This is a genomic window from Pseudomonas benzenivorans (genome assembly GCF_033547155.1).
GTDB lineage: Bacteria > Pseudomonadota > Gammaproteobacteria > Pseudomonadales > Pseudomonadaceae > Aquipseudomonas > Aquipseudomonas benzenivorans_B.
In genome coordinates this window covers 1,556,458-1,582,578 of record NZ_CP137892.1, presented here as the reverse complement: position 1 = coordinate 1,582,578, position 26,121 = coordinate 1,556,458, and the positions used below count along the sequence as shown (strand labels likewise).

Here is a 26,121-nt window from a genome sequence, read left to right as displayed (position 1 = left end):
GCCGTCACTCCTCGATGGCCACGCTTTCCAGGTAGCTGCGCACCGCCCAGAGCGCCTCCTGGCTGAGGTAGTCGGCCATCTTCGGCATGTACACCCGGCCATCGCGCACCGCGCCGTTGATCACCCGCTCTTTGAACCACTCGTCGCCCATGGCGCCGACCTCCAACAGGCGCAGGTCGGGGGCGATGCCGCCGGACTTGGCCTCCAGGCCGTGGCAGGCCGCGCAATTCTGGTTGTAGGCCGAGGCACCGATCTCGATGGCCCGCGGGTTGTCGCGGTAGGGGTTCTCCTCCAGCCACTCCTCGCCCAGGGGCTCCAGGCCCTGGGTATTGACCGCCTGGGGGACCACATCGCCATGGGCCCAGAGGGTGCCGGAGGCGGCGAGCAGGAGCAGGGCGAAAGCGGTTTTCTTTGTAGTTTTCATGTTCCAGACCTCATCAAAAGCACGCAGAGCAAGCTGGTAGGGAGCTTGGTTACGGTCATCTTAAGAAGCCTGCGGCCAGCACCGAATGCTGCTTTGGTGGCTCGCAACTAGTTCATTGGTAGTAGGGCTTGTGGTGAGGGCGCTGGGCTGCTTTAACAGCTTGCCCAAGTCATGCCCGGTTTGGGCGTTTTTCCGTAAGCGCTCCATAAACCCCACCTCCCGCTGGTGGGGGTTTACGTTTTACAGTGGCGTCGCTGGTTGGCAGTTCCACGGCAGCAGCGCTTCAACCTGAGAAAGCCACGCTGCGCGGCGCCAACCTCAGCAGTGCCCGCACCTGCTTCGGCAACTTTCAGGAGGTTAATCGGCCCGGTTGCGTGGAGTGTCAGAAGGGTTGCGATTGAATCTTGGCAATGTTTCCCGGACGCAACGGAGCGCCCCCCCGGCCGCGCCAGCAAGCGTGGCCCCGCGCAGAAGCGACCACCAGCAGAATCCTCTTAATCGGGTTCGCGTGTTTTTCTGAGTTCGCTGGGTGTGATGCCGAACTGTTGCTTGAATCTATCGGTAAATCGCGATTGCGAGTGGTAGCCACAACGCTCCGCGATGCGCCCGATCGGCTCCATGGTCGTCTGCAGCAGAAACAGCCCCTGGCCCAATCTGGCTCTGTTCACAGTCGACTTAATGCTGGCACCTTCGGCTTTTAGTCGGCGGCGCAACGTCGACTCGCTGACCGCCAGCCTTTCAGCCAGCCGCCCGACACTCCAATCAGATGAAATATTGTCACTGACGATATCGTGCAGCCGATGACTGAGACTCGGGTGCCCGACGATGTTACTCACCTCGGTGTAGCCGGAAAGATAGATCAGCTGCAGAAGCTCCTCTCTGCGAAAATGCCACAACTCCTGAGGCGCATAGAGCGACCACTCGATATATTGCTTCAGCGTTTTCGCCATAGCCTCGTCAATGCCGCCCTGGACATATCGCTTGTCAGCACTGCGTTTGTTCTTGAAGCGATCGAAATCGCTGAACTCGAACTCGATCAGAACGGCAAAATACTCATCCCCCGGAATATTTCTCATATCGATATCCGAGGCATTGGACAGAAAGAGAAAACTGCCGGTCGGACAGACGATTTCATCCCGCCGGCCCAGCTGCTTGACGCCGGCCAGCACGAATATCAGCAGCGGCTTGGTGATAGGCGCATTCAGAATGCGCTGCTCCTTGTAGGAGGAATACACCGAAAATGGCAGCCCGCTATCGCCACGCTGCGCTGCTCTCGCCAGCTTTATGAGTTCCTGCATAGGTTCACCAGCAGCATTGAAAGTCCCCCAATACGCCACTGATCGTGTTGGCTCGATAGAAACGACGAGCCCGTCCTTTCACAAGGACGGGCTACGTGCAGGTTAAAAAATTCACTTCCGCTCGTACAGGGCCTCGATAGTGCTCGAGGCTATCGAGTTGGCGCGCACCATATAACCGGTCAGCGCGCCCGAAGCGTCCTCGGGCAATTCCAGCTTTTTCGACAGCGCGAACACGGTGAATTGATAGCGGTGCACACCGTGACCTTCAGGCGGGCAAGCGCCACCGAATCCGAAAACCCCGTAGTCGTTCCTGATGCTGGTGCTGCCAGCCGGCACCGTCGCTTCGCCCGTAGCCCCGGCCCCAGCAGCCAGGGAGGTTACATCCTTGGGGATATTCACCAGTTGCCAATGCCACCAACCGCTTCCGGTCGGCGCATCCGGATCGTAGGCGAACACCGCGAATGCCTCCGTGCCTTCCGGGACGCCGCTCCAGGAAAGTTGCGGCGACAGGTTCCCACCGTTGCAGCCGAACCCTTGGAACTCCTGGACATTGCTCATGGCTTTGCCCTGGGCAATATCAGTGCTGGTCAGTTTGAAAGCGTCTGCCTGGACGGCAGTGCAGAAGAGAACGGACATTGGCAGCGCCAATTTGCAGAATAGGTTGCGCACAGGAATGATCTCACTCTAATAAAACAAGGCGCGACGATCTTAGGGATTCCCGAGCGCCCCGGTTAGTCGGAAAACAATCAACTTTTAGCCCGAAACCTCCGCCTGCTCGGCGGTGGCGGCAGGCCGCGGGCGATCACGACGAAGATCTCGAACTCGCGCTGGGTCAGTTCCAGTAGGCGCGGGCCGAGGCCGTTTTCGCGCACCATCAGGCGCACGCCGTTGCAGGCGAATGCGCACTTCACTGGCGTCGACATGGGTCAGCGGCCAGACGGCGGCCACTAGCAGGGCCGGGTTCAGCAGCTGCCGGGCGACCCGCTGCAGCAGGCCACCGCCCTCCCGCGCGCCGATCTGCTCGTCGGGGCGCAGCCAGTCCACACGGATATGCGCAGGTTGTCGGTCAGCTCTGGGCGCCGGCTGGTCGGATTGTTGCGCGTTACCTTACCCAGTTAGTCGACCACCACCTAGGTCGCCAGCAGATCTCAGCACACGTCGTGGCTGACCTGACGCAGCAGCAGCGCGGCCAGGGTCACCAGCACGAACAGCAGGCTGGTGCCGAGGTTGATGCGGTCGAGCGCGGTCCTCTACTTGACCACGAAGTAGCCGAGCATGCCCTTGTGCTCCAGCCCCTTGGCGTAGAAGCGGAACTTGCCCGGTTTGATCGGTACGAAGAAGATCTCCGCCTCGCCGGCGTCCTCGAACTCCAGCTCGGTGAGGGTCACCGCCTTGATCTCCACGCCGCCGGCCTCGACCTTGCGCAGGTAGATGGCGGTGGCCAGCTCCGGCGCCTGGAAGGCGTACTCCTTCTGCCCGCTGGCGATGATCTTCAGCTGGTAGGCCTTGCCGGTTTCCAGCTGGTACTCGTGCTGCGACATGGCGTAGTCGCTGTCCGCATCGCCCAGACGCAGGTCGGGCAAGGCGATGGTGCGGCGGGTCAGGTCGCCCTCGGCATGCAGGCTGTCGACGCCGATCAGGCTGACGATCAGCAGCAGCGGCAGCAGCAGGATCTTGGCGATACGCATGGGGGTTCACCTCTTCTCGTCGTGGGTTCTGGCTCCCATGCTAGGGCGCGGCCATCCACGCCGATTTACTACCTTGGTAGCGCCCGACTGGTACTTTCTGCATATTTCCCCCCGCTACCGCAGTTCCTATGCTGGCGACACCTGCCCAGGAGTTGCCCATGCGTCCGTCCAGATTCCGCCTCCTGTTCTGCCTGCTCGCCCTATTCGGTGCGGCGGCGCCGAGCGAGGCCGCCAGCCCGGCGACCGAACTGCAGGTGCGTATCGGCTACCTGGCCTACACACCGCCCAGCGGACCGCTGCTGTCCAACGTCATAGCCGCGCCGGCGGACGCCGGCCTGCGCGGCGCCGAGCTGGCGATCATCGACAGCAACAGCACCGGGCGCTTCCTCCAGCACGGCTACGGCCTGGAGGTGGCCGTGCGCGACGACGGCGCCAGCCTGGTCGAGGCCGCCGCGGCGCTGCATGCCCAGGGCGTGCGCCTGTTCGTGGTCAATGCCCCCGCCGCCACCCTCAGGCAGCTCAGCGCCGAGCTAAGCGACAGCCTGCTGTTCAACGCCGGCAGCGCGGATGATGAGTTGCGCCGCGGCCAGTGCCTGGGCAACGTGCTGCACAGCCTGCCGAGCCGGGCCATGCTCGCCGACGCCCTGGCGCAGTTCCTCGCCGTGCGCAAGTGGAGCCGCTGGCTGCTGGTCGTCGGCACCACCGCGGACGATGCCGCCTACGCCGCGGCCCTCAGGCGTGCGGCCAAGCGCTTCGGCCTGCAAATAGTCGCCGAGAAGCCCTGGAGCTTCGAAAACGACCAGCGCCGCAGCGCCCAGGCCGAGATGCCGCTGTTCACCCAGACCGCCGAGTACGACGTGGTGCTGGTGGCCGACGAGCGCGGCGACTTCGGCGAATACCTGCCCTACCAGACCTGGTACCCGCGCCCGGTGGCCGGCACCCAGGGCCTGACTCCGAGCGCCTGGCACAAGACGGTGGAGACCTTCGGCGCCGCCCAGCTGCAGAAGCGCTTCGAGGCCCACGCCGGGCGCTGGATGAACGACCGCGACTACGCCGCCTGGATCGCCGTGCGCAGCATCGCCAGCGCGGTGACCAAGTTGCGCCGGGCCGACGCCGCGGCGATCCGCGACCTGGCTCTGAGCGAGCAGCTGCCGCTGGACGGCTTCAAGGGCCGCAAGCTGAGCTACCGCCCGTGGAACGGCCAGCTGCGCCAGCCCGTCCCCCTGGTGCACCCGCGCGCCCTGGTCAGCACCTCGCCCCAGGAGGGTTTCCTGCATCCGCACAACGAAATGGACAGCCTCGGCTACGACCGCCCGGAGGTGAGCTGTGACCTGGCGGCCTTGGCCCGCCCATGACCGGACAACAACAAGAGGATCGATTCATGCGCATCGCCCCGTTCGCCCTCGGCCTGACCCTGGCCCTGGCCAGCGCCGGCGGCCAGGCCGCCACCGCCTATGTGTCCAACGAGAAGGACGACAGCATCAGCGTGATCGACTTAGGCAGCCTGGAGGTCACCGACACCCTGGCGGTCGGCATGCGCCCGCGCGGCCTGCTGCTGTCGGCCGACCACAGGTTGCTGTACATCTGCGCCAGCGACTCGGACCGGGTGCAGGTGATGGACCTGGCCACGCGCAAGATCGTCAAGGAGCTGCCCTCCGGCGCCGACCCCGAGCAGTTCGCCCTGCACCCCAACGACCGCTGGCTGTACACCTCCAATGAAGACGATGCGTTGGTCACCGTGGTCGACACCCAGACCGACCAGGTGCTGGCGCAGATCGACGTCGGCGTCGAGCCCGAGGGCATGGCGGTCAGCCCGGACGGCAAGTGGGCGGTCAACACCAGCGAAACCACCAACATGCTGCACTGGATCGATACCGCCACCCAGCAGCTGGTGGACAACACATTGGTCGACCAGCGCCCGCGGCATGTCGAGTTCGACCCCGACGGCACGCGCCTGTGGGCCTCGGCGGAGATCGGCGGCACGGTCACGGTGCTCGACGTGGCCACGCGCCAGGTGCTCAAGACCCTCAGCTTCCAGATCAAGGGCGTGCACCCGGACAAGGTGCAGCCGGTCGGGGTCAGGCTCGGCGCCGACGGCAAGTACGCCTTCGTCGCCCTCGGCCCGGCCAATCACGTGGCGGTGGTCGACGCCAAGAGCTACGAGGTGCTCGACTACCTGCTGGTCGGCCGCCGCGTCTGGCACCTGGCCTTCACCCCGGACCAGAAGCGCCTGCTGACCACCAACGGGGTCAGCGGCGACGTCTCGGTGATCGACGTCGATTCGCTCAAGGTCACGAAATCGATCAAGGTCGGCCGCTACCCCTGGGGCGTGGTGGTGACCCCATGAACGCCCTCGAGGTGACCGGGCTGGGCTTCGCCTACGGCGCGCGCCAGGCCCTGCAGGGGCTGAGCTTCGCCGTGGCGGCCAGCCGCTTCGCCGCGCTGCTGGGGCCCAACGGCGCCGGCAAGTCGACCCTGATCGCCCTGCTCACCCGCCTCTACGAGCTGCAGCAGGGCGAGATCCGCGTGCTGGGCAGCGACCTCGCCCGGCAGCCGCGCCAGGCCCTGCGCCAGCTCGGCGTGGTGTTCCAGCAGAGCACCCTGGACCTGGACCTGAGCGTCGAGCAGAACCTGCGCTACCACGCCGCCCTGCACGGCCTGGGCCGGCGCGAGGCCCAGGCGCGGATCGACGAGGAACTGGCGCGCCAGCAGCTCGGCGAGCGTCGCCATGACAAGGTCCGCGCTCTCAACGGCGGCCACCGCCGCCGGGTGGAGATCGCCCGCGCCCTGCTGCATCGCCCGCGCCTGCTGCTGCTCGACGAGGCCAGCGTCGGCCTCGACCCGGCCAGCCGCCTGGCGCTGAACCGGCACGTGCGCCAGCTGTGCCGCGACGAGGGCCTGGCGGTGCTGTGGACCACCCACCTGCTCGACGAAGTGACGGACGACGACGAGCTGCTGATCCTCAATCGCGGGCAACTGGTGGCCCAGGGCGTGGCCGGCCAGCTCACCCAGGGCGACGCCGACCTGGGCGCCGCCTTCGCCCGCCTCACCCATAGCGAGGTAAGCGCATGAACGCCTACTGGCATTGCCTGGCCGGCATAGTACAGCGCGAATGGCTGCGCTTCGTGCTGCAGCGGTCGCGCTTTCTCAGCGCCCTGGTGCGCCCGCTGCTGTGGCTGCTGGTGTTCGCCGCAGGCTTCCGCGCCGCCCTGGGGATCGCCATCATCGCCCCCTACGACACCTACATCACCTACGAGACCTACATAGTGCCGGGGCTGGCCTGCATGATCCTGCTGTTCAACGGCATGCAGGGCTCGCTGTCGATGGTCTACGACCGCGAGATGGGCAGCATGCGCGTGCTGCTGACCAGCCCGCTGCCGCGGGCCTTCCTGCTGGCCAGCAAGCTGCTGGCCACGGCGCTGATCTCGCTGCTGCAGGTCTATGCCTTTCTCGCCATCGCCTGGCTCTACGGCGTGCAGCCGCCGCCCTTCGGCCTGCTCGCCGCGCTGCCGGCGCTGCTGCTGGTGGCGCTGCTGCTCAGCGCCCTGGGCCTGCTGCTGTCCAACGGCATCCGCCAGCTGGAGAATTTCGCCGGAGTGATGAACTTCGTGATCTTCCCGCTGTTCTTCCTGTCCTCGGCGCTCTACCCGCTGTGGAAGATGCGCGAGGCCAGCGAGTGGCTGTACTGGCTGTGCGCGCTCAACCCCTTCAGCCATGCGGTGGAACTGGTGCGCTTCGCCCTCTACCAGCGCCTGAACCCCGACGCCCTGCTGATCTGCCTGGGCCTGACCGGGCTGTTCGCCGTGCTCGCAGTCCTCAGCTTCAACCCCCAGCACGCCGCCCTGCGCCGCGTCGGCTGACCGGCGCCGCGCCCCACCCTTCTACTACTTTGGTACTGCTTTTACTCTCCATCGTAGAATTTCCAAAGCAGGATCGATGCCTTGTAATGGGTCCATAAAAAGAACCGAGACCTAAGGCGATGAACACTTGCGTGCCCACGGGGCGACCTGCCCGACTCATCAGCGGACTGCTCGGCCTGCTGCTCATCCCCCTCGCCCAGGCCGAGCCGGCGCTGTTCTCCGCCGAGGGCTACCGCCTCGGCCAGTACCGCAGCCCGACCCCGGCCACTGCCGAACACGCCCGCACCCTGGATACCGTGGCGCTGCAGCGGCTGCTGGCCGAGCAACCGCACACCGCGCTGATCGACACCTACCGCCGCCAGTGGCTCAACGGCCGGTTCATCGAGGACGAGGTACACGCCAACCTGCCCGGCAGCCTGTGGCTGGCCAACACCGGCGACGGCCAACTCGATGACCGCTGGCAGGCCTACTTCAGCCACCACCTGCGCGAGGCCAGCGGCGGCGACAAGGGCTGGCCCCTGGTGTTCTACTGCCGCTCGGACTGCTGGTTGAGCTGGAACGCGGTCAAGCGCGCCCATCGCCTGGGCTATGGCAACCTCTACTGGTACCGCGACGGCATCGACGCCTGGGAACAGGCCGGCCTGCCCCTGCTGCCGGCGCAACCGGCGCCACTGCCCTGACACGCTGCGCTTTCCCCCTCACCCTCAGCGCCGCATAATCAGAACAACGAGGTGAAAGGCCATGTACAAGATCCTGATTGCCGACGACCACCCGCTGTTTCGCGAAGCCATCCACAACGTCATCAGCGACGGCTTCCCCGGCAGCAGCATCATGGAGACCGCCGACCTGGACAGCGCCCTGGCGCTGACCCTGGAACACGACGACCTCGACCTGATCCTGCTCGACCTGAACATGCCCGGCATGCACGGTCTCAACGGCCTGATGCAGCTGCGCAACGAGGCGCCGACCATCCCGGTTGTGATCGTCTCGGCCGAGCAGGACAAGCAGGTGGTGCTGCAGGCCATCACCTACGGCGCGGTGGGCTTCATCACCAAGTCCTCGCCGCGGGCGCAGATGACCGAGGCCATCGCGCAGATCCTCGACGGCAACGTCTACCTGCCGCCGGACATCATCCGCAGCCAGGGCAATACGTCGCGGCGCAGCCACCCAGAGAACCCGGGCATCTCCGCCGAACTGCTCAACGCCCTGACCCGCAAGCAGCTGCTGGTGCTCGAGCGCATGACCAAGGGCGAGTCGAACAAGCAGATCGCCTACAGCCTGGATATCGCCGAGACCACGGTCAAAGCCCATGTCTCGGCGATCCTGCGCAAGCTCAACGTGCACAACAGGGTGCAGGCGATTCTCTCGGCCGGGGATATCGATTTCGCCGCCTACCTGCGCCGGTAGCGCACCCGCGCCCTGCCCTCCACCGATCTTCGGCGACCTGGCCGTCATCATGGGGTGACTTAGCCGTGTCGCTATTCGGATGCTCGACATACCCCATTACCAAGTGCACTTGGCGAGCGGGTTTCGCCCCTCACGGGCGAGTCACTTTTTCTTGCCTGGCCAAGAAAAAGTAACCAAAAAGAAGGCCACCCCATCATCCGGCCCCGGCTGCGCCGGGGTTCCCTCGTTCCATCATCGTTCCGTGGGCACGCTGCGAAGGGCCCTCCCTAGCCCATCGCAGCTCTCGCGGCATCCCTGCCGCTCGACCCACTCCACGACGATTCCACTCGGCCTCCTGAAGGGGATTCTGACGGCGCCTGGACCTTCGCAGCCAGGCAGGGTGCAGGCACTGCGAGGCACTGCCGTGAGGGAAAGGTGCAAGCGAATAGCCCGGATGTTTATGGTGGAAAACGCTTCGCGGTTTTCCACCCTACACGGCTGCACTACGCGCCCCCAATAGTGCGCCGTGCCACAGGCCTCCATCACCCACTCGACCGTCTCGCCCTGCTCCTGTATATATCGCCGGAACGCCTCCCGGTTCAGCCGCTTGCGCTGCACCACATGGCCGGAACGGACACTCTCGGCAATTTGGTAAACGGACTTGGCCAGATCAACCGCAATTCGCTTCATCACACTTCTCCCAACTATCAGCCACCACCGTTGCGGGTATAGAAGGTGGTGCAGGGAGAGTCCATTACAGCATTTAAGCCATTCGCTTCGCTCACTCGGGACTGGCTAAAGCCCGCCCCTTAGCTTAATAGTTTTACTCCAGCCAGAATACGGATTTCAAAATGGCAAAGAATATAAATTCAGCATATCGAATAAAAGAAATTATAAATGCAGCAAAGAATAAAGCTGAAAACATTCACACCCATGAAGTTTGGGCTGACATTTTTGACATAAAAGAAACAGACCAAAACCGGAAAAACTTCTCTATATCACGATGCCTTGCAGACCTTCACGATGAAGTTGAACACGTTCGCAACGAAATGCAGAGGCTAGGCTATTCTATAAATCTATATAATTCCAGCCTAAACAAGTGCAACTCTGTATTTGCCGTCCACGCAATAATGTCAGCATGGAAATCTTTAAAACAGCAAATCACCCCTGAGATAGCAATTGCTCTTGGATTCTGCTCCGAAATCCTCCCAAACGAAGAGGACCTACTTGACGAGGAGATCTTAGAAGAGCTTAGAAGGCTAGCCAAAGACCTGAGAGAAACCCTAGAAAAGTCCACTTTACCCCAACACACAATATCAATCATTCAAAAGCATCTTGGAAAAATCGAAGAAGCACTAATAACTTATAAAATTGTTGGCGCTAAAGCTCTGGATGAGGTAATGCAAGCCGCGTATGGCGAAGTCATTGCAAATGAAGCAATTTTCGAACAAGCCAAAGGAAGCACAGAACTTAGTAAGCTATCTCTAATGTGGCAAAAAACGAAGTCAGTATTAGATGGCATCACCACAACCAATGACCGTCTCGGGGCAATACAAGGCATGGCAGAAAAAGGCCAGAAAGTAATTGAATTCCTAGAGCACTTCAACGTATAACAATTCCAAATCGTTCGCTTCGCTCACTGGGCCGGGCTAAAACCCGACCCTTTAACTAAACGTTAGGTGTGCTTTGAAAGTTCAGTACAAATTTGCCGTCAAAGGTAGGATGCGCACCAAAGATACTTTCCCTCTTTTCGCAAATGGCGTCGAGTACAGCGTTGAGGCGGATATGGATGGCGTTGTTACATTCATTTCCCTAACGTATCAAGCTAACGACCCGTCGCTCTGGCCTACGATCACGCAAAACCCGGAGCCAGGGATAACTGCAAACATTGTCATGCGCAGTCCATCCCTAGAACGCGCCCAAGAGACCATAAGAACGGCGGAGGGGGTTCTATCGTTCTTTGGGCTAGAACAAATTGCTTGGGGCAATCCAGAGGAGGTATACCTCCCCGAAACGGAGGAAGAAAAGCGGAAGTTGTCCGTCTATAGCATGGCGCATAGCGCAAAGAAGGTGACCATACTGGAGACCGAACCGATCTCTTTCGACATTATTGGGCGCACCTTACTGCGCGCAGACAACGTGTCAGACTATGAAATCCCGCTTGCATTTTTTAGAAAAGGAAAGAACGACACATACGAAAACCGCCACATCGAAGCTTGCTTAGACTTTCTTTTCATGCTTGAGACTCTTTTTGCCAATGGAAAGTTTAAGACCTCTCAAGTCATCACTGAGTACACATCCAGCAAGCCTCTTCTCGACGCAATATACTCAGTTACCGAAAACAAAGACTTGCCCAAGATCGCACTGCATCGCGGCCATTCACACCATAAAAGATTATCTGAAAAGTACCTAACAAGAAGCCCCACTCAGATTGCTAAGAGCTTCGTTGAACTCAGGGGAGTTCTTCACCATCATTCACTCAAAGACAAGAATCGGTGGCATCCGGAACGTCATGACGACTTCTTGGCTGATGCTCTATTTTTGGAGTACGTTTGCTTTCGCGTAGGCTTCGATCTTTTCTCCAATGAGGTCTTCTCGAAGGAGTCAGAAACTGAGTTCCTAGACAACTACAAGGCTGCTAAAAATAGTGGCGCGCACACCTAACAATGTATATGGACACTCCCCACAAGCAGCGAGTAACACTTTCCCAGCCCTGTCGTCAGCGCGGTTGCATGTGTATATCCAGCCTGTTCTGAGCGTTACCACCCTGGCCATTCTGTAGTTCTCACGGCGGGGCCAAGCGCTCAATCGATCATCCAGATCGGCATTGTTATCGGCCTCGTGCCATCGCAGGACTAGCCTGATCCGATTGTCTCGCGGCTTGCCACAACCACGTGAAAGCGCTTGGTCGGTCGCCCCTATACCCCCTGCCCGCCCCGCTCCAGCAGATGGCTGATCGCCGTCTTCAGCTTCATCGGCCGCACCGGCTTGTGCATCAGGGTATGCCCCAGCTCGCGCATCTGCTGCTTGAGCTCGTTGCTGTAGTTGGCGGTGATCATCAGCGCCGGCAGCGGCGTGCTGCGCCGCGCGTTGATCAGGGCGACGGCGTCGACGCCGTTGCGCTCGTCGTCCAGGTGGTAGTCGGCGATCAGCAGGTCGGCGTCGGCGTGGTAGTTGTCGACCTGGCGCGCCAGGTCCTCCTCGCTCAGGGCGGTGACCACCTGGCAGCCCCAGGTCTCCAGCAGGGTGCGCATGCCGGCGCAGATCGCCGCGTCGTTGTCCAGCACCCAGATGCGCGAGCCGCGCAGGCGCTCGAGCAGCAGGTCCGGGGTGTCGTGGATCACCCGCGCCCGCGGCGCGCGGGTGGTCAGCGGCACCTCGATGGCGAACATCGAGCCCTGGCCCGGGCGCGAGGCCACGCGGATGCGGTGGCCGAGCATGCCGGCGATCTTCTCCACTATGGCCAGGCCCAGGCCCAGGCCGCGGTCCTGCTTGCGCTGGCCGGCGTCGCCGCGCTTGAACTCCTGGAAGATCTCGCCGAGCTTGTCCGCGGCGATGCCGATACCGGTATCCCACACCTCGATCGACAGGCTCTGTCGCCGCCGACGGCAGCCGAGCAGGATGCGCCCGTGGCGGGTGTAGCGGATGGCGTTACTCAGCAGGTTGCGCAGGATCCGCGCCAGCAGCTGGATATCGCTGCGCACCAGCGCCGAGCTGGGCAGGTAATCCAGGCGCAGGCCTTCGCTGCCGGCGATCTGGTGGTATTCGGCGGCGAGGTTCTCCAGCAGCTCGCTGACGGCGAAGGGGGCGATGTCCGCCTTGATCACCCCGGCGTCCAGCTTGGAGATATCGACCAGGGTGCCGAGCAGGCTCTCGACGTCCTCCAGGGAGTTGCTGACGTTGCGCACCAGGGCCAGGCTGTCGTCCGGCTGCGGCTTCTCCAGCAGCGCGCCGGTGAACAGCCGCGCGGCGTTGAGCGGCTGCAGCAGGTCGTGGCTGACCGCGGCGAGGAACTTGGTCTTGGACAGGTTGGCCCGCTCGGCCTCGCCCTTGGCCTCGCGCAGGCGCCCCTCCATCTGGGTGCGCTCGTCGATCTCGCGGCGCAGCTGGCTGTTCAGCCCGGTCAGCTCGGCGGTGCGCTCGCGCACCCGCTGCTCCAGGTGCTGGTAGGCCTGGTGCAGGGCCTCGGCGGTGCGCCGGCGCTCGGTGATGTCGCGGATCAGCACGAAGATCCCGGTGACCTCGCCGCTGGCCTGGCGATTCGGCACGTAGGAGCGCAGCATGTAGCGCTCCTGGCCGAGGTGGTTGGTCTCGGCCACCTCGAAAGTCACGCTCTCGCCGGACAGCGCCCGCTCGATATAGGGCTCCAGGCGCCGGCAGTGTTCCTCGCTGTGCACCTGGCGCAGGCTCTGGCCGAGCATGGCGCCGCGGGGCCAGCAGTACCACTCCTCGTAGACCTTGTTGGTGAAGTCGTAGACCAGGTCGGCATTGAGGTAGGCGATCAGCGCCGGCACGTGGTCGGTGATCAGGCGGATCCAGCGCTCGCTCTCGCTCAGCGCCTCGGCGTGGCGGTAGCGCTCGGTGATGTCGGTGAAGGTGTTGACGAAGCCGCCGGTGGGCAGCGCATGGGTGCGCACCTCCAGCATGCGGCCGTCGAACAGGCGCAGCTCCAGCTCCTCGATCGGCTGGCCGGCGGCGTCGCGGCTGTCCGGGGTGAGCAGGGCCAGTTCGCTGTCGGCCATCACCTCGGCGAACGGCCGGTGCGCGCTGATCGGCGCCAGGCCGCAGAGGTCGAGGAAGCGGTGGTTCCACAACTCCAGCTGGCCCTCGGCATTGACCATGGCCATGCCCTGGGACAGGTTGTCCACCGCGCGCTGCAGCAGGCGCGACTTCTGCGCCAGGGCCTGCTCACGGCGCTGGGTCTCGCTCTGCTTGACCTCGGTGATGTCGGTGTAGAGGATCACCAGCCCGCCCTCGCGGGTCGGCCGCTCGCTGACCTGCACCCAGCGGCCGTCGCGCAGGCGATAGAGCAGGTGCTCGTCGCGGTGACCGCGCTGCTCCTCGACCACCAGCCCGGTGCTGCGGCTCAGGCGCTTGATCTCGGCCAGGCGCAGGCCGCTGCCGATGCGCACCCGGCTGCCGGCCCAGAGCGCCTTGAAACGGCTGTTGAACAGCACGATGCGCTGCTCGCGGTCGAACAGCACGAAGGCGTCGGAGATGCTCTCGATGGCGTCGATCAGGTGCTGGTGGGCGGTCTCCGCGCGCAGCCGGGCGTCGCTGAGTAGCTGGTTGCTGGACTTGAGCTCGGCCATGGCCTGGTTCAGCGCGTCGGTGCGCTCGCGCACCTGCTCGGCCAGCACCACCGAGTGCTGGAAGGCGGCGTAGGCATCGTCGCCGCGGGAGTTGATCGACTCGACCCGCTCGATCAGCGCCTCGTTGATGCGCCTGAGCTTGCGGTTGTCCTCCTCCAGCGCGCGGCAGCGCTCGAGCAGTGCGGCGTCATCCGCCCCGGCCGGGGCGGCCGATGGCGACTCCGGTGAAGGTCTGGTTGATGTGCATGCCATTGAACTGCTCTCCGTAGGTGTTGAAGCCTATGACCCGCTGCTGGCGCAGCAAGGCGGCGACGGGGTCGACGCCACCCTCGGCCTCGATCTCCAGGCGGCGCAGGAAGCAGTCGCAGCCGATGGTCAGCAGCAGCGGGCCGAGGCGCCGGCGCAGGCCGTCGAACAGCCCTTCGAGGTTGGCCAGCAGCGGTCCCGGGCGCATGGCGGTGAGGACGATGCCGTTCTCCACCGCGCAGTAGAAGCTCAGGCTGAGGTCCTCGTTGACCCGCTGGATCGAGCGCACGTAGTACTGGCCGCCGATGCGCACGGCCAGCGGATGGGCGGCGAACAGGCGCATGTCCAGGTCGGCCACGGCCACGCCGATCAGCCGCGCGTATTCCAGGGCGGCGGGCGCGGCATTGAGCTCGTGCACCCGGCGGCGGGCGCTGTCGGCCCGGGTGACCACCAGCTTGTCGGCGCGCGGCTCGATGTGGTGGGTGCTGAACACCTCGAAGTCCAGCCAGGTGTTGAACAGCACCACCACCGCCGCGCCGGTGTGGAACTGGCCGCCGTAGTAGACGTGGGTATGGGTCAGGTGGTTGTCGTCGCCGGCCGAGCCGCCGAAGTGAGGGATGCTGCCGAAGGCGGCGCTGAGCGCGCCGAGCACCACCTCCTCGCGGCTGGACAGGCCATCGAGCAGGGTCAGGGCGAAACTGTGGCCCTTGATCGGCGCCAGTTCGTTGTGCCGGCAGTCGCCGACCAGGCGCTCGACCAGTTGCTGGGCGTCGATCAGGCTGAAGCGTTCCATCTCGTCGATCAGCGCGCTGGCGACCGAGAAGCTGCGGTGGTCGAAGCCCACCGCGCTGACGCAACCGCGGCCGTAGCCCTGGGGGGTGATCTCGCCGGCGCTGGTGCAGCCGACCAGGCCGATGCCGCCAAAGTGCTGTTCCAGCGCCTCGCCGAGGCCCTGCAGGTCGTATTCGGCGGAGCAGAAGAACAGCACGAAACCCAGGTGCGGATGGATCAGCTGGCGCGCCAGCTCCTGGGCCACCAGCTCCACGTCCCGGGCCGCCGACATCGCGGTGACCACGCCTTCTGTCAGCTCCTGCCGCATAGCCATGCCCCATGAAAGAACCTACTCGTCATGGGGATTCTACGAAGCCCGGCCCGCGCCCCCCATGCTACTTGAGTGCCGCCGGGCCTCCTCCCTAAGTAGCAAGGCACTAGAACCAGCGCATCAGACACAGCGGCAACACGCCGAATATCGCGCTCATCGGCAGCAGGATCAGACCACCGAAACCCCAGAACTCCCACATAACCACCTCCCATGAAAAAGCCGGACGGGGCGGCCCCGTCCGGCTCATGAGGCCTCGTTTACCAGCTCAGCACGGCACCCACGGCGAAGGTGTCGGTGTCTTCGCCCAGGCCGCTGCCGGCGGCGGCGTCGATCTGATACTGGTTGTATTCGGCGACCAGCTTGAGGTTGTCGTTGATGGTGCGGAAGTAGGCGATGCCGCGGGTCTCGTAGTCGGCGGCGCTGCCCAGGCCGTTGCCGTCGTCCTCGGTCTTGCCGTAGGACAGCGCCACGCGGTTCTTGCCGAAGGTATAGGAGCCCTGCAGCAGGTAGCCGTCGCTGTCGATCTCGCGCAGGGTCGGCTCGCCGGCATTGTTGGTGAAGAAGGGGTTGATGCCCTCGGCCTGGAAGCCCGAGGCGGTCAGCGAGACGCCGCCCATCTTGGCCTGCACGCCGTAGCCGACGCCCTGGGAGGTCACCGAGTCGACGCTGCTGTCGGTGTTGTCCGAGGTCTGGTAGGCGCCGTTGAGCCAGGAGTAGAGGGTCGCCCCGCCCAGCTCGAACTGGTAGCTGATCTCGGACTCGAAGCGCGGCTCTTCCTGGTAGGCGCGGCCGACGGCGCTGTCGTCGTTGGTGTCCACCGGGTCCATGATGCCGACCGCGAAACGCAGGCCCTCGGCCAGGTTGTTGTTGCGGTAGGTGATCTGCGAGGTCGGGAAGGGATAGGGGTAGCCGGTGCCGATGTTGCCGAAGGACACGCCGGTGCCGTCGACCAGGCCCAGGGTGTCGCTGACGTTGCCGTAACCGGCGAGCATCTCGTCGAGGAAGATGTTGGAACGGGAAAACAGGCCGAAGTCCTTGCCCACCAGCACCTCGCCCCACTCCGGGCTGGCCACCGTGCCATAGAACTGGCGCACGTCGATGGCGGTGGCGGTGCCGTTGGTCTCGCTGTCGTTGATGGTCACCCAGAAGGATGAACGGCCGCCGAGCTTGAGGTCGTCGATCTGCTTGCCGAAGTTGAAGCCGATCCAGTTGGGCAGAAAGCCCATCTTCACCCGTGCCTGGCGGCGGTCGTTCAGCTCGCCCTCGCGGTCGACGTCGCTGTTGACGTAGAAGGCGTTGATATAGCCGTCGGTGGAGAAGGTGGTGTCGTCCTGGTCGTACAGGACGATCTCGGCGGCGGCCTGCTGGGCAGTGGCCAGGGCGACGGCGGCGGTCAGGGCCAGGGGCAGGAACCGGGGGGTGGCGATCTTGTTGTTGTGCATAACGCTCTCCGCTAGGTGGGACGACCGCAGGACGGCCGGGTCGGAGGCGATTATCGAAAGCCGCAGGCGGCGGCCCCAGGCTGCCTTGGCAGCGGTTGGCCGCTGCTTTGGTCGGGCCCACCGGCGCGGGCACAAGGGCTTAGTCCGCCCGCGCCCGCCGACCCTGGGCGAAAGGCGCTCGGTCCAAGGTCGTAGGCGAAGCAAGGTGAAAGCAGCACGCCACCGCAGCGGCACCGGGCAGGCTGCGAGTAGCGTGGATGAATGGGGGTTGTCGGCCGTGGCAAGGTCACCGCCCCTGGAGGCAGCCCGGCAACGTCGGGAATGCCCCGGGCTCAAGGGTCGTGCGGCCCGCGGCAGCATGCGCCCAGGCCTGGGCGCTCAGGCCGGCGGCGCGCCGCCGGCCAGCACCCGCCAGCCGCCCCGGGCCTGGCACAGGGCACGATGGCAGCGCTGCAGCTCGTCCGACTCGAAGCCGTTCAGCGCCTGCCGCACGGCCTCGCCATGGGCCTGCGGCAATCCGGCCAGATGCTGTTGCCAGCGCAGCTCGGCCCGCCCCGGCACGCTCGCCGCCTGCTCGCCCAACTGGCGCGCCAGCTCGCCGCAGGCGACACGCAGCTCCTGCTCCGCCAGCCACGCCAGGCGTTCGCCTTGCGCCGCCAGGAAGGCCTCGATATGCCCGAGCAGCTGCGTCGTCGAGGCCTTGGGCGACTGCACCGCGAAGAGGATGCCGCGGCGCCCCTCGACCTGACGGAAGCCGCAGAACAGGGCGTAGCCCAGCTGCAGCTCGCCGCGCAGGCGGGCGAAGAAGGGTCCCTGGTAGAGCTGCGCCAGCAGGCGCCAGCCCGCTTCGCTGGCGGCATCGGCCGCAGGCTGTGGGCAGAACAGCAGCAGCGCCGCCTCCGGCGCGTCGATGGCCGCGTCGCGCCAGTAGCGTCCCGGCGCCGGCCGGGCCAGGGGCTCGGTCGGCGGCAGGCAGGCAGTCCGGGCGAACAGGCGGGCGATCGCCTGCCGCTCGCCCGCGGCCAGGCCCACTCCCAGGCCTTCGAGATGGGCCCGGCGGAACAGGCCCGGCCAGTCTGTGCAACCCGCACGCGCCGGCTCGGGGCCCGGCGCGGCGAAGAGTTCGGGCAGGCGCCCGAGCAGCTGGCGCAGCGGCATCTGCGTCGCATCGGCCGCCCCAGGCGCAGGCCAGGCCGCCGCTGGCGCCGTGCCCAGGCGGGCCAGCACCTGCGCCAGCAGCCTGGGCAGCAGATCCGCCGGCCCCTCCAGGGACAGCTGCAGGCCGTCGCCCTCGACCGCCAGGCGCAGCATGGCTCCGACCTCTTGCGCATCGACCTGCACCGTACGCAGCCTCGCCTGGCCGTAGGCCAGCAGCTGGGCCAGGGGTGGCGGCTCGGCGAAGCGCAACAGGCCATGGAAGGCGGCCCGGCCCGCGCCGCGGGGAGCGGCGAACCAGTCCAGGGCGGCCGTCATCCCCAGCACAACCGGCGCCGCCGCCACAGGGCCGAGCAAGGGATTGGCGGCCGGCAGTCGCCAGTTCCAGGCGCGGGGCGGCACAGCGGCCACTGGCGCCGTCCGGCTCATATGCAGGGGGAACCCCGCGCCGGGCCAGGCCGGTGCCTCGGCCGGGCCGACGCACAGGCTGATCGCCCGCTCCGGGTTGCGCATCTGCAGCAGTAGCGTCCGGGCCGCCTGCAGGCCCTCGGCACTAGCGCTTGCCCCGGGTTCCCGCCCCACGCTCAGGCATTCCTGCCAGTGGCGCGCCAACGCCAAGGGGCCGAGGGCCTGCAACTGGCGCGCCTCGAGCGCCCCTCGAGTCGCGGCCAGCGCCCCCCAGTCGGCCGCCGACGCCAGAAACGCCAGCCAGTCCTGCAGGGCCGCGGCGATGCTCGCCTGGGCCGGGCCAACCGGATCGACGTGGGCAAAGTTCAGCAGCAGTAGGGCCTGGCCGAGATGGCGGTAGACCAGGCGCACCTCCAGGCCACGACACAACGCCGCCTCCTCCAGCCTGGCACACAGACTCCCCGCCGAGCGGGTCGACAGGCCGCTCTGCAGCAGCGCCAAGGCTTCGTTGAACGCCGCGATCGGGACCCGCGACGGCAGCTCCAGGGCAAAAGCCAACTGCAGGCTCGGCCGGCTGCCGCGCAGGCTCATGCGCAGGTGTTGCTCGCGCAGGGGCAGCAGCGTGGGCGGCGGCGCTTGCACCTGGCGTGCCGCCGCCGGCAGGTCGTCGGCATGACACTGGACCAGGGCGAGGAGTTCGGCGCAGGACTGCGGCCCGACCAGCACCAGGGATAGCTGTCCGGCCTGGTAGAAACGCCGGTGGAAGGCCCGCAACGCCTGCTGGAAGGCGTCGCTGTCGAGCGTCAGGGTCGCGCGGTTGCCGGCGAGGAAGGCCGCGGCCCGATGCCCTGCCGGCAGCGCCTGGCCCAGTGCGGCGTCCAGCAGGGTGTCGGCATCCTGGCCGCGGGCCAGGAACTCCGCGTGCAGCACCTCGCGCTCGCGCCGTTGCGCGGCCGGCTCGAGCAGCGGCCTGGCCAGCATGTCGAGCATGCGCGCCAGGGCGCCGTCGAGCCGGTCGGCCGGGACCTCGCAGAAGTAGTCGGTGTGGCGCGCCTGGGTCGAGGCATTGACCTGACCGCCACAGGCCTGCACATAGGCCATCAGCCCCTGCTCGGGGGCGAACCCCGCGCTGCCGAGGAACACCAGGTGTTCGAGAAAGTGCGCCAAGCCGGGATAGGCGGCGGGCTCGTCGTGGCTGCCGGCGGCGACCCGCAGGCTGATCGCCGCCCGGGGCGCCTCCGCCCGGCTCAGCAGCAGCACTTCCAGGCCATTGGCCAGGCGCCGGCGCACGGGCCGTGGCGCAGGCATCTCAGGCATGGGGGAGCGGGCGGACATAAGCGTAACGGGCTCGGGCGCAGTTCGGCCCAGCCAGGGTCGCCCCCGCACCGCGGCGGCGCAATAGTACTTTGGCCGCAGCGGCCCGGGCCTAAAGTCGCAGGTGCGCGGCGCCGGCCGGCATAGACAGAAAACCCCGCACGGGGCGGGGTCTCTGGAGGTCGGGCAACGGTTCGCTGCCCGGGTAGATGGCGTCCCCTACTGGAGTCGAACCAGTATCTAGCCCTTAGGAGGGGCTTATTCTATCCATTGAACTAAGGGGACGCGGTGGCGCGACATAGCATCGCAACGACCGGGGCGCATCTTAACGGCCGAATGCGCATTTGTCATGCCGCCAGCCACCTCCTCAGCCGAACAGGCCGAGGGTGTGCAGGAACACCACCAGGATGCCCAGCGGGGTGACCCAGCGCAGCACCTGCCACCACAGCTTGAACAGCTGCGGGTTGTCCAGACCCAAGGCCTCCTGGACGCTCTCGCGGCTCAACACCCAGCCGGTGAACAGCACGGTGCCCAGGCCGCCGAGCGGCATCAGCAGGTTGGTGGTCAGGTAGTCCAGGCAGTCGAAGAAGGTCTTGCCGAACAGGGTGAACTCGCTCCAGGCGTTGAACGAGAACACCGTGCCCAGGCTCAGCAGCCACAGGGCCAGGCCGCTGAGCAGCACCGCCTTGAGACGGCCGATGCCGAACTTCTCGCTGAGCCAGGAGATGGTCGGCTCGCTCAGGGAGATCGCCGAGGTCAGGGCGGCGATCGCCAGCATGACGAAGAACAGCCCGCCGACCAGCTGGCCCAGCGGCATCTGGCCGAAGGCGATCGGCAGGGTGACGAAGATCAGCCCCGGCCCCGCGCCCGGCTCCAGGCCGTTGGCGAACACCAGCGGGAAGATCGCCAGGCCCGCCAGCAGCGCCACCCCGGTATCGGCCAGGGCGACCATGAGCGCGGTCCGGGCGATCGAAGTGCCGGCCGGCAGGTAGGAGCCGTACGCCATCATCGCGCCGCTGGCCAGGCTGAGGGTGAAGAAGGCATGCCCCAGGGCCACCAGCACGCTCTGGGCGCTGAGCTTGCTGAAATCGGCATCGAACAGGAAGCTTACCGCCGCCATGAAATGCCCGGTGGTGGCGGCATAACCCACCAGCACCAGCAGCAACAGGAACAACCCCGGCATCATGAAACGCAGCGCGCGCTCCAGGCCCTCGCGCACGCCCAAGGCCACTATACCCAGGGTCACCAGCAGCACCAGGGTGCCGAAGCCGGCCAGCTTCCAGGGATCGCCGAGCATGGCGCCGAACAGCGCGCCGCTGCGCTCGCCGTCCAGCCCGGCGAACTCGCCCAGGGCGGCGGCCGGTGCATAGGCCACCGCCCAGCCGGCGACCACCGCATAGAAGCTGAGGATCAGGAAGCCGGTCAGCACCGCCACGCTGCCGAGGATGCGCCAATGGCGACTGGCCCCGGCCTGCTTGGCCAGGACGGCCATGGCGCCCTCAGGGTTGGCCCGACCGCGGCGGCCGATCATCACCTCGGCCATCAGCAGCGGAATGCCGATCACCAGGATGCAGGCCAGGTAGACCAGGACGAAGGCACCGCCGCCGTTCTCGCCGGTGATGTAGGGGAACTTCCAGATATTACCCAGGCCCACGGCCGAGCCGGTGGCGGCCAGGAAGAAGGCCCAGCGCGACGACCACAGGCCACGGCCGGCGCTGCTGGAGGCGCCGGCGTAGCTACCGGCGACGATGCTGTCTTGACTCATTGGGACTTGCCCTCTTGTTGTTGTGAAAAAGTCAGTCGAAAAACAACGGTGGTTACGCCTAGGGCCAACCCACCCTAGGGATCAACGCCCGCCGCGCAGGCGCTCCTCGGCCAGGCGGTCGGCGATGGCGGTGGTGGTGGCCCCCTCGCGCTCGGCGCGCTGGAAGATCTGCGTCAGGGTCTCGCCTATGCCCTCGATATGCGCCTTGAGCTCGGCCGCGCTGCCGCCGGTGCGCTCGTAGCAGACGTCGATGATGCCGCCGGCGTTGATCGCGTAGTCCGGGGCGTACAGGCAGCCCTTGCGCTGCAGCTCCTCGGCCAGTTCGGCGCTGGCCAGCTGGTTGTTGGCCGCCCCGGCGATCACCGGCGCGCGCAGCGCCTCCAGGGTGTGCGGGTTGATGATCGCGCCCATGGCGCAGGGGGCGAACACATCCACGTCCAGGCCGTAGATGTCGTTCTGGCCCACCGCGGTGGCGCCCAGCTGTTCCACCGCGCGGCGCACGTTGGCCTCGACTATATCGGTCACCCAGAGCTCGGCGCCGGCTTCCTTGAGCTGCCGGGCCAGGCCGAAGCCGACCTGGCCGACGCCCTGGATGGCCACCTTCAGGCCCTTGAGGTCGTCGCGGCCGAGGCGGTGCTTGACCGCCGCCTGCAGGCCGATAAACACGCCATAGGCCGTCGACGGCGACGGATCGCCGTTACGCAGGCCGCCGCCGACCAGGGCCTCGCGCTGGCCGGCGCCGGCGACGTGGCGGGTGCGCTCGGCCATGATCTGCATCTCCGCCACCCCGGTGCCGGAGTCGGCGGCGGTGATGTAGCGCCCGCCCAGGCTGTCGACGAAATCGCCCATGGCCTGGAACAACGCCTCGCTCTTGTCCTGGTGCGGGTTGCCGATGATCACCGCCTTGCCGCCGCCCAGGGGCAGCTTGGCCAGGGCCGACTTGTAGCTCATGCCGCGGGACAGGCGCAGCACGTCGCGCAGGGCCTCGTCGTCGCTGGCGTAGGACCACATGCGGCAACCGCCCAGGGCCGGACCGAGGGTGGTGTCGTGGATGGCGATGATGGCCTTGAGGCCCGACGCCTGGTCGTGGCCATAGACCACCTGCTCGTGATGATCGAAATCGACGTGGGAAAACACGGACATGGAAAAACCTCGGGTTTCTTGTTGTAGGGGTTCGCCCCTCTCCCGGCCTGGGAGAGGGTTCTAGGTAGGGTTAGATGGTGATCAGGCGGCCGGTTCGAACAGCTGCACGGCCTGGATTTCGCTGGCCAGCAGGCGGGCCTTGAGCTGCCGGCCCTGTTCACGGACCTTGGCCACCGCCTGCTCCTTGACGTGGCCGTAGCCGCGGATCTGCTCCGGCAGCTCGGCCAGGGCCACCGCGGTGCGGTAGTTGCCGGGCTTGAGCTCGGCCAGCAGGTACTCGACGCTGCGCTCGTATTCCTCGATCAGCTCGCGCTCCAGCTGGCGCTCGGCGCCATAGCCGAAGGGGTCCAAAGCCGTGCCGCGGAGAAACTTGAACTTGGCCAGCAGGGCGAAGGCCTTGAGCATCCAGGGACCGAACTGGCGCTTGCGCGGCGCGCCGGTGACTGGATCGGCCTTGCTCAGCCAGGACGGTGCCAGGTGGAACTGCAGGCGATAGTCGCCGGCGAACTGTGCCTGCAGCTGCTGCAGGAAGCTGCCGTCGCTGTACAGCCGCGCCACCTCGTACTCGTCCTTGTAGGCCAAGAGCTTGAAGTAGTAGCGCGCCACGGCCTTGCTCAGGGCCTGGTCGGCACCGCTGTCGGCGCGGGCCACGCGTTGCACCAGCTCGCGGTAGCGCTCGGCGTAGGCGGCGTTCTGGTAGGCGGTGAGGCGCGCCACGCGGTCATTGACTATCTCCTCCAGGCTCTCGCAACGCGGGGCCTCGACCACCTTGGGTGCGGCCAGCTTCTCCACCGCCGCCAGGTCATGGGCGGCGCGGCGGCCCCAGAGGAAGGCCTGCTGATTCAGCGCCACGGCCACGCCGTTGAGCTCGATGGCCTTGGCGATGGCCTCGGCCGATACCGGAACCAGGCCCTTCTGATAGGCGAAGCCGAGCATGAACAGGTTGCTGGCGATGCTGTCGCCGAGCAGGCGGGTGGCCAGGCGGGTGGCGTCGACGAAGTGGGTCTTGCTGCTGCCCACCGCCTCGATCAGCGCCTCGCGCATGGCCGCGCCGGGTACCTGGGCATCGGGGTTGCGGGTGAACTCGGCGGTGGCCGCCTCATGGCTGTTGATCACCGCATGGGCGATCTTGTCGTTGAGCTTGGCCAGGGCCTCCTCGCTGGCGGCCACCACCAGGTCGCAACCGAGCAGCAGGTCGGCCTCGCCGGCGGCGATACGCACCGCGTAGATGTCGTCCTGCCTGGCGGCGACGCGGATATGGGTGACCACCGGGCCGAACTTCTGCGCCAGACCGGCCTGGTCGAGCACGCTGCAGCCCTTGCCTTCCAGGTGCGCGGCCATGCCCAGCAGGGCGCCGACCGTGGTCACGCCGCTGCCGCCGACACCCGGCAGGAGGATGTTCCAGGGACGCTCGAGCCCTGGCTGCTTGGGCTCGGGCAGCGCCTCGAACAGCGCGTTCTGGCCGACCGCCTCGGGCTTGCGCAGGCTGCCGCCGTGCACGGTGACGAAGCTCGGGCAGAAGCCCTCGACGCAGGAGAAGTCCTTGTTGCAGGCGTTCTGGTCGATCTCGCGCTTGCGCCCCAGCTCGGTCTCCAGCGGCAGCACCGACAGGCAGTTGGACTTGACGCTGCAGTCGCCGCAGCCCTCGCACACCGCCGGGTTGATGAAGGCGCGCTTCTGCGGGTCGACCAGCTTGCCGCGCTTGCGCCGGCGCCGCTTCTCGGTGGCGCAGGTCTGGTCGTAGATGATCACCGAGACGCCCTTGAACTCGCGCAGCTCGCGCTGCACCGCGTCCAGCTCGCTGCGGTGGTGGAAGCTGACGATGGGCGCGAAGCTGTCGCGGCTCGGATACTTGTCCGGCTCGTCGCTGACCAGGGCGATGCGTTTGACGCCCTCGGCGAACACCTGCTGGCTGAGCTGGTCGACGCGCAGCTCGCCGTCGATCGGCTGGCCGCCGGTCATGGCCACCGCGTCGTTGTAGAGGATCTTGTAGGTGATGTTGACCCCGGCAGCCACCGCCGCGCGCAGGGCCAGCTGGCCGGAGTGGAAGTAGGTGCCGTCGCCGAGGTTCTGGAAGATGTGCGGGGTGTCGGTGAACGGTGCCTGGCCGATCCAGGTGGCGCCCTCGCCGCCCATCTGGGTGAAGGTGTCGGTGTTGCGGTCCATCCACTGGGTCATGTAGTGGCAGCCGATGCCGCCCTGGGCGCGGCTGCCTTCGGGCAGCTTGGTCGAGGTGTTGTGCGGGCAGCCGGAGCAGAAGTGCGGGGTGCGCAGCGTGCTGTGCTTGGGCGCGGCCAGGGAGGCCTCCTTGGCCGCGAGGAAGGCCAGGCGCTCCTCGATGCTGGCGCTGCTATAGATAGGCGCCAAACGCTTGGCTATGGCCCGGGCGATCATCGCCGGGGTCAGCTCGGACAGGTTAGGCAGCAGCGAGTTGCCGTCCTCGTCGAACTCGCCGACCACCCGTGGGCGCTTGCCCACCGGCCAATTGTACAGCTGGCCGGTCAGCTGGTCCTCGATGATGCTGCGCTTCTCCTCCACCACCAGGATCTCGTCCAGGCCCTCGGCGAACTCGTGCACCGAGACCGGCTCCAGCGGCCAGCTCATGCCGACCTTGAGCACGCGCAGGCCGACCTGGGCGCACAGCTGCTCGTCCAGGCCGAGGTCTTCCAGGGCCTGGCGCACGTCTAAATACGATTTCCCCGTGGTGATAATGCCCAGGCGCGGGTTGGCCGAATCGAGCATCACCCGGTTGAGGTTGTTGGCCCGGGCGAAGGCGCGAGCGGCGTAGATCTTGTAGGTGTTGAGGCGCTTCTCCTGGGCCAGGGGCGGGTCCGGCCAGCGGATGTAGACGCCGTCTTCGGGCAGCTCGAAGTCCTCGGGAATCCGTACCTCGACCCGCAGCGGGTCGACGTCCACCACCGCCGAGGAGTCGACGTTCTCGGCGATGGTCTTGAGCGCCACCCAGCAGCCGCTGTAGCGCGACAGCTCCCAGCCGATGATGCCGTAGTCGAGGATTTCCTGGACGTTGGCCGGGTTGAGCACTGGAATCGACGCGGCGATGAACGCGTGCTCGCTCTGGTTGGCGATGCTCGAGGACTTGCAGCCGTGGTCGTCGCCGGCCAGCAGCAGCACGCCGCCGTGCTCGGAGACGCCGGCCGAGTTGCCGTGCTTGAACACGTCGCCGCAGCGGTCGACGCCCGGGCCCTTGCCGTACCACATGGAGAACACACCGTCGTAACGGGCACCGGGGAACAGGCTGGTCTGCTGGCTGCCCCACACCGCGGTGGCGGCCAACTCCTCGTTGACCCCCGGCTGGAAGTGGATGTGGTTCTCCTGGAGGAAGGACTTGGCCTCCCACAGGCTCTTGTCCAGGTTGCCCAGGGGCGAGCCGCGGTAGCCGGAGATGAAGCAGGCGGTATTCAGGCCATGGGCCGTGTCGCGCTGCTTCTGCAGCATCGGCAGGCGGGTCAGCGCCTGGGTGCCGGTGAGGTACAGGTGACCAGTGGCAAGGCGGTACTTGTCATCCAGGCGGATCTCGGCCAGAGACATGCGGACGCTCCTTTTATTGTTATGGCGAG

General features: G+C 66.0%; 20 protein-coding genes, 1 tRNA gene and 1 pseudogene. 8 read left to right on the top strand and 14 right to left on the bottom strand.

Going from position 1 to position 26,121, the window contains the following annotated elements:
- Positions 1–4: 4 nt before the first annotated feature.
- The 5 genes from pedF to SBP02_RS07275 all read right to left on the bottom strand — a co-directional run bounded on the left by pedF (position 5) and on the right by SBP02_RS07275 (position 3,410).
- Entirely contained in the window at positions 5–424 is a 420-nt protein-coding gene (pedF, locus tag SBP02_RS07295) for a cytochrome c-550 PedF (protein ID WP_318645729.1), read from the bottom strand.
- 494 nt (positions 425–918) lie between these two features.
- Positions 919–1,722, bottom strand: a complete 804-nt coding sequence (locus tag SBP02_RS07290; protein ID WP_318645728.1) for a helix-turn-helix transcriptional regulator — start codon at positions 1,720–1,722, stop codon at positions 919–921.
- A gap of 111 nt (positions 1,723–1,833) precedes the next feature.
- Entirely contained in the window at positions 1,834–2,358 is a 525-nt protein-coding gene (locus SBP02_RS07285) for a YbhB/YbcL family Raf kinase inhibitor-like protein (protein WP_318645727.1), read from the bottom strand.
- 110 nt (positions 2,359–2,468) lie between these two features.
- Complete coding sequence (locus SBP02_RS07280; RefSeq protein ID WP_318645726.1) at positions 2,469–2,645, bottom strand: hypothetical protein; 177 nt, start codon at positions 2,643–2,645, stop codon at positions 2,469–2,471.
- A 327-nt stretch (positions 2,646–2,972) separates the two neighbouring features.
- Complete coding sequence (locus SBP02_RS07275) at positions 2,973–3,410, bottom strand: cupredoxin domain-containing protein (RefSeq protein ID WP_318645725.1); 438 nt, start codon at positions 3,408–3,410, stop codon at positions 2,973–2,975.
- Positions 3,411–3,568: 158 nt separating this feature from the next.
- Between SBP02_RS07275 and SBP02_RS07270 the strand changes: the two genes are divergently transcribed.
- The 6 genes from SBP02_RS07270 to SBP02_RS07245 all read left to right on the top strand — a co-directional run bounded on the left by SBP02_RS07270 (position 3,569) and on the right by SBP02_RS07245 (position 8,677).
- Complete coding sequence (locus tag SBP02_RS07270) at positions 3,569–4,765, top strand: ABC transporter substrate-binding protein (RefSeq protein ID WP_318645724.1); 1,197 nt, start codon at positions 3,569–3,571, stop codon at positions 4,763–4,765.
- Positions 4,766–4,791: 26 nt separating this feature from the next.
- On the top strand, positions 4,792–5,757 hold the full coding sequence (locus tag SBP02_RS07265) for a YVTN family beta-propeller repeat protein (RefSeq protein ID WP_318645723.1): 966 nt from the start codon (positions 4,792–4,794) through the stop codon (positions 5,755–5,757).
- Positions 5,754–6,482, top strand: coding sequence for an ABC transporter ATP-binding protein (locus SBP02_RS07260; RefSeq protein WP_318645722.1), 729 nt, complete (start codon positions 5,754–5,756; stop codon positions 6,480–6,482). The genes SBP02_RS07265 and SBP02_RS07260 overlap by 4 nt, the downstream gene beginning before the upstream one ends.
- Positions 6,479–7,270, top strand: a complete 792-nt coding sequence (locus SBP02_RS07255) for an ABC transporter permease (RefSeq protein ID WP_318645721.1) — start codon at positions 6,479–6,481, stop codon at positions 7,268–7,270. The genes SBP02_RS07260 and SBP02_RS07255 overlap by 4 nt, the downstream gene beginning before the upstream one ends.
- A 119-nt stretch (positions 7,271–7,389) precedes the next feature.
- On the top strand, positions 7,390–7,950 hold the full coding sequence (locus tag SBP02_RS07250; RefSeq protein WP_318645720.1) for a PQQ-dependent catabolism-associated CXXCW motif protein: 561 nt from the start codon (positions 7,390–7,392) through the stop codon (positions 7,948–7,950).
- Between the two features lie 61 nt (positions 7,951–8,011).
- Positions 8,012–8,677 carry a response regulator transcription factor gene (locus tag SBP02_RS07245; RefSeq protein WP_318645719.1) on the top strand — a complete coding sequence of 222 codons (666 nt, stop codon included), beginning with the start codon at positions 8,012–8,014 and terminating at the stop codon, positions 8,675–8,677.
- A gap of 477 nt (positions 8,678–9,154) precedes the next feature.
- Here SBP02_RS07245 and SBP02_RS07240 read toward each other — a convergent pair.
- Positions 9,155–9,346, bottom strand: a pseudogene (locus SBP02_RS07240) (IS110 family transposase); the annotation flags it as partial.
- A gap of 161 nt (positions 9,347–9,507) precedes the next feature.
- On the opposite strand from SBP02_RS07240, the gene SBP02_RS07235 reads away from it, so the two are divergent.
- Together SBP02_RS07235 and SBP02_RS07230 are read left to right on the top strand one after the other, a co-directional pair.
- Entirely contained in the window at positions 9,508–10,269 is a 762-nt protein-coding gene (locus tag SBP02_RS07235) for a hypothetical protein (protein ID WP_318645718.1), read from the top strand.
- A 109-nt stretch (positions 10,270–10,378) separates the two neighbouring features.
- A complete protein-coding gene (locus SBP02_RS07230) occupies positions 10,379–11,320 on the top strand; it encodes a hypothetical protein (protein ID WP_318645717.1) in 942 nt (313 codons plus the stop codon).
- Positions 11,321–11,574: 254 nt separating this feature from the next.
- Here the strand turns inward: SBP02_RS07230 and nahK are convergent, their stop codons facing one another.
- The 8 genes from nahK to SBP02_RS07190 form a co-directional block, all read right to left on the bottom strand.
- Positions 11,575–14,220, bottom strand: a complete 2,646-nt coding sequence (gene nahK, locus SBP02_RS07225; protein WP_318645716.1) for a hybrid sensor histidine kinase/response regulator NahK/ErcS' — start codon at positions 14,218–14,220, stop codon at positions 11,575–11,577.
- On the bottom strand, positions 14,156–15,313 hold the full coding sequence (gene nosP / locus SBP02_RS07220; protein ID WP_318646313.1) for a nitric oxide-sensing protein NosP: 1,158 nt from the start codon (positions 15,311–15,313) through the stop codon (positions 14,156–14,158). Before nosP ends, nahK begins: the two co-directional genes overlap by 65 nt.
- Before the next feature lie 260 nt (positions 15,314–15,573).
- A complete protein-coding gene (locus SBP02_RS07215) occupies positions 15,574–16,758 on the bottom strand; it encodes a porin (protein WP_318645715.1) in 1,185 nt (394 codons plus the stop codon).
- Between the two features lie 378 nt (positions 16,759–17,136).
- Positions 17,137–19,638, bottom strand: coding sequence for a pyrroloquinoline quinone biosynthesis protein PqqF (pqqF, locus tag SBP02_RS07210; RefSeq protein WP_318645714.1), 2,502 nt, complete (start codon positions 19,636–19,638; stop codon positions 17,137–17,139).
- A gap of 207 nt (positions 19,639–19,845) precedes the next feature.
- Positions 19,846–19,920, bottom strand: a tRNA-Arg gene (locus tag SBP02_RS07205).
- Between the two features lie 82 nt (positions 19,921–20,002).
- Positions 20,003–21,400, bottom strand: coding sequence for a sodium-dependent transporter (locus SBP02_RS07200; protein ID WP_318645713.1), 1,398 nt, complete (start codon positions 21,398–21,400; stop codon positions 20,003–20,005).
- Positions 21,401–21,481: 81 nt separating this feature from the next.
- Entirely contained in the window at positions 21,482–22,543 is a 1,062-nt protein-coding gene (locus SBP02_RS07195; RefSeq protein WP_318645712.1) for a Leu/Phe/Val dehydrogenase, read from the bottom strand.
- Positions 22,544–22,624: 81 nt separating this feature from the next.
- Positions 22,625–26,092, bottom strand: a complete 3,468-nt coding sequence (locus tag SBP02_RS07190; RefSeq protein WP_318645711.1) for an indolepyruvate ferredoxin oxidoreductase family protein — start codon at positions 26,090–26,092, stop codon at positions 22,625–22,627.
- Between the last annotated feature and the right edge of the window lie 29 nt (positions 26,093–26,121).

Coding starts and splice junctions, on each gene's coding strand:
- SBP02_RS07290 (WP_318645728.1), bottom strand. CDS start 1,722: ATGCAGGAACTCATAAAGCTGGCGAGAGCAGCGCAGCGTGGCGATAGC.
- SBP02_RS07215 (WP_318645715.1), bottom strand. CDS start 16,758: ATGCACAACAACAAGATCGCCACCCCCCGGTTCCTGCCCCTGGCCCTG.
- nosP (WP_318646313.1), bottom strand. CDS start 15,313: ATGCGGCAGGAGCTGACAGAAGGCGTGGTCACCGCGATGTCGGCGGCC.
- SBP02_RS07260 (WP_318645722.1), top strand. CDS start 5,754: ATGAACGCCCTCGAGGTGACCGGGCTGGGCTTCGCCTACGGCGCGCGC.
- SBP02_RS07230 (WP_318645717.1), top strand. CDS start 10,379: ATGCGCACCAAAGATACTTTCCCTCTTTTCGCAAATGGCGTCGAGTAC.
- SBP02_RS07195 (WP_318645712.1), bottom strand. CDS start 22,543: ATGTCCGTGTTTTCCCACGTCGATTTCGATCATCACGAGCAGGTGGTC.
- SBP02_RS07280 (WP_318645726.1), bottom strand. CDS start 2,645: ATGTCGACGCCAGTGAAGTGCGCATTCGCCTGCAACGGCGTGCGCCTG.
- SBP02_RS07235 (WP_318645718.1), top strand. CDS start 9,508: ATGGCAAAGAATATAAATTCAGCATATCGAATAAAAGAAATTATAAAT.
- SBP02_RS07255 (WP_318645721.1), top strand. CDS start 6,479: ATGAACGCCTACTGGCATTGCCTGGCCGGCATAGTACAGCGCGAATGG.
- nahK (WP_318645716.1), bottom strand. CDS start 14,220: ATGGCATGCACATCAACCAGACCTTCACCGGAGTCGCCATCGGCCGCC.
- SBP02_RS07190 (WP_318645711.1), bottom strand. CDS start 26,092: ATGTCTCTGGCCGAGATCCGCCTGGATGACAAGTACCGCCTTGCCACT.
- pqqF (WP_318645714.1), bottom strand. CDS start 19,638: ATGCCTGAGATGCCTGCGCCACGGCCCGTGCGCCGGCGCCTGGCCAAT.
- SBP02_RS07270 (WP_318645724.1), top strand. CDS start 3,569: ATGCGTCCGTCCAGATTCCGCCTCCTGTTCTGCCTGCTCGCCCTATTC.
- SBP02_RS07285 (WP_318645727.1), bottom strand. CDS start 2,358: ATGTCCGTTCTCTTCTGCACTGCCGTCCAGGCAGACGCTTTCAAACTG.
- SBP02_RS07200 (WP_318645713.1), bottom strand. CDS start 21,400: ATGAGTCAAGACAGCATCGTCGCCGGTAGCTACGCCGGCGCCTCCAGC.
- SBP02_RS07265 (WP_318645723.1), top strand. CDS start 4,792: ATGCGCATCGCCCCGTTCGCCCTCGGCCTGACCCTGGCCCTGGCCAGC.
- pedF (WP_318645729.1), bottom strand. CDS start 424: ATGAAAACTACAAAGAAAACCGCTTTCGCCCTGCTCCTGCTCGCCGCC.
- SBP02_RS07275 (WP_318645725.1), bottom strand. CDS start 3,410: ATGCGTATCGCCAAGATCCTGCTGCTGCCGCTGCTGCTGATCGTCAGC.
- SBP02_RS07250 (WP_318645720.1), top strand. CDS start 7,390: ATGAACACTTGCGTGCCCACGGGGCGACCTGCCCGACTCATCAGCGGA.
- SBP02_RS07245 (WP_318645719.1), top strand. CDS start 8,012: ATGTACAAGATCCTGATTGCCGACGACCACCCGCTGTTTCGCGAAGCC.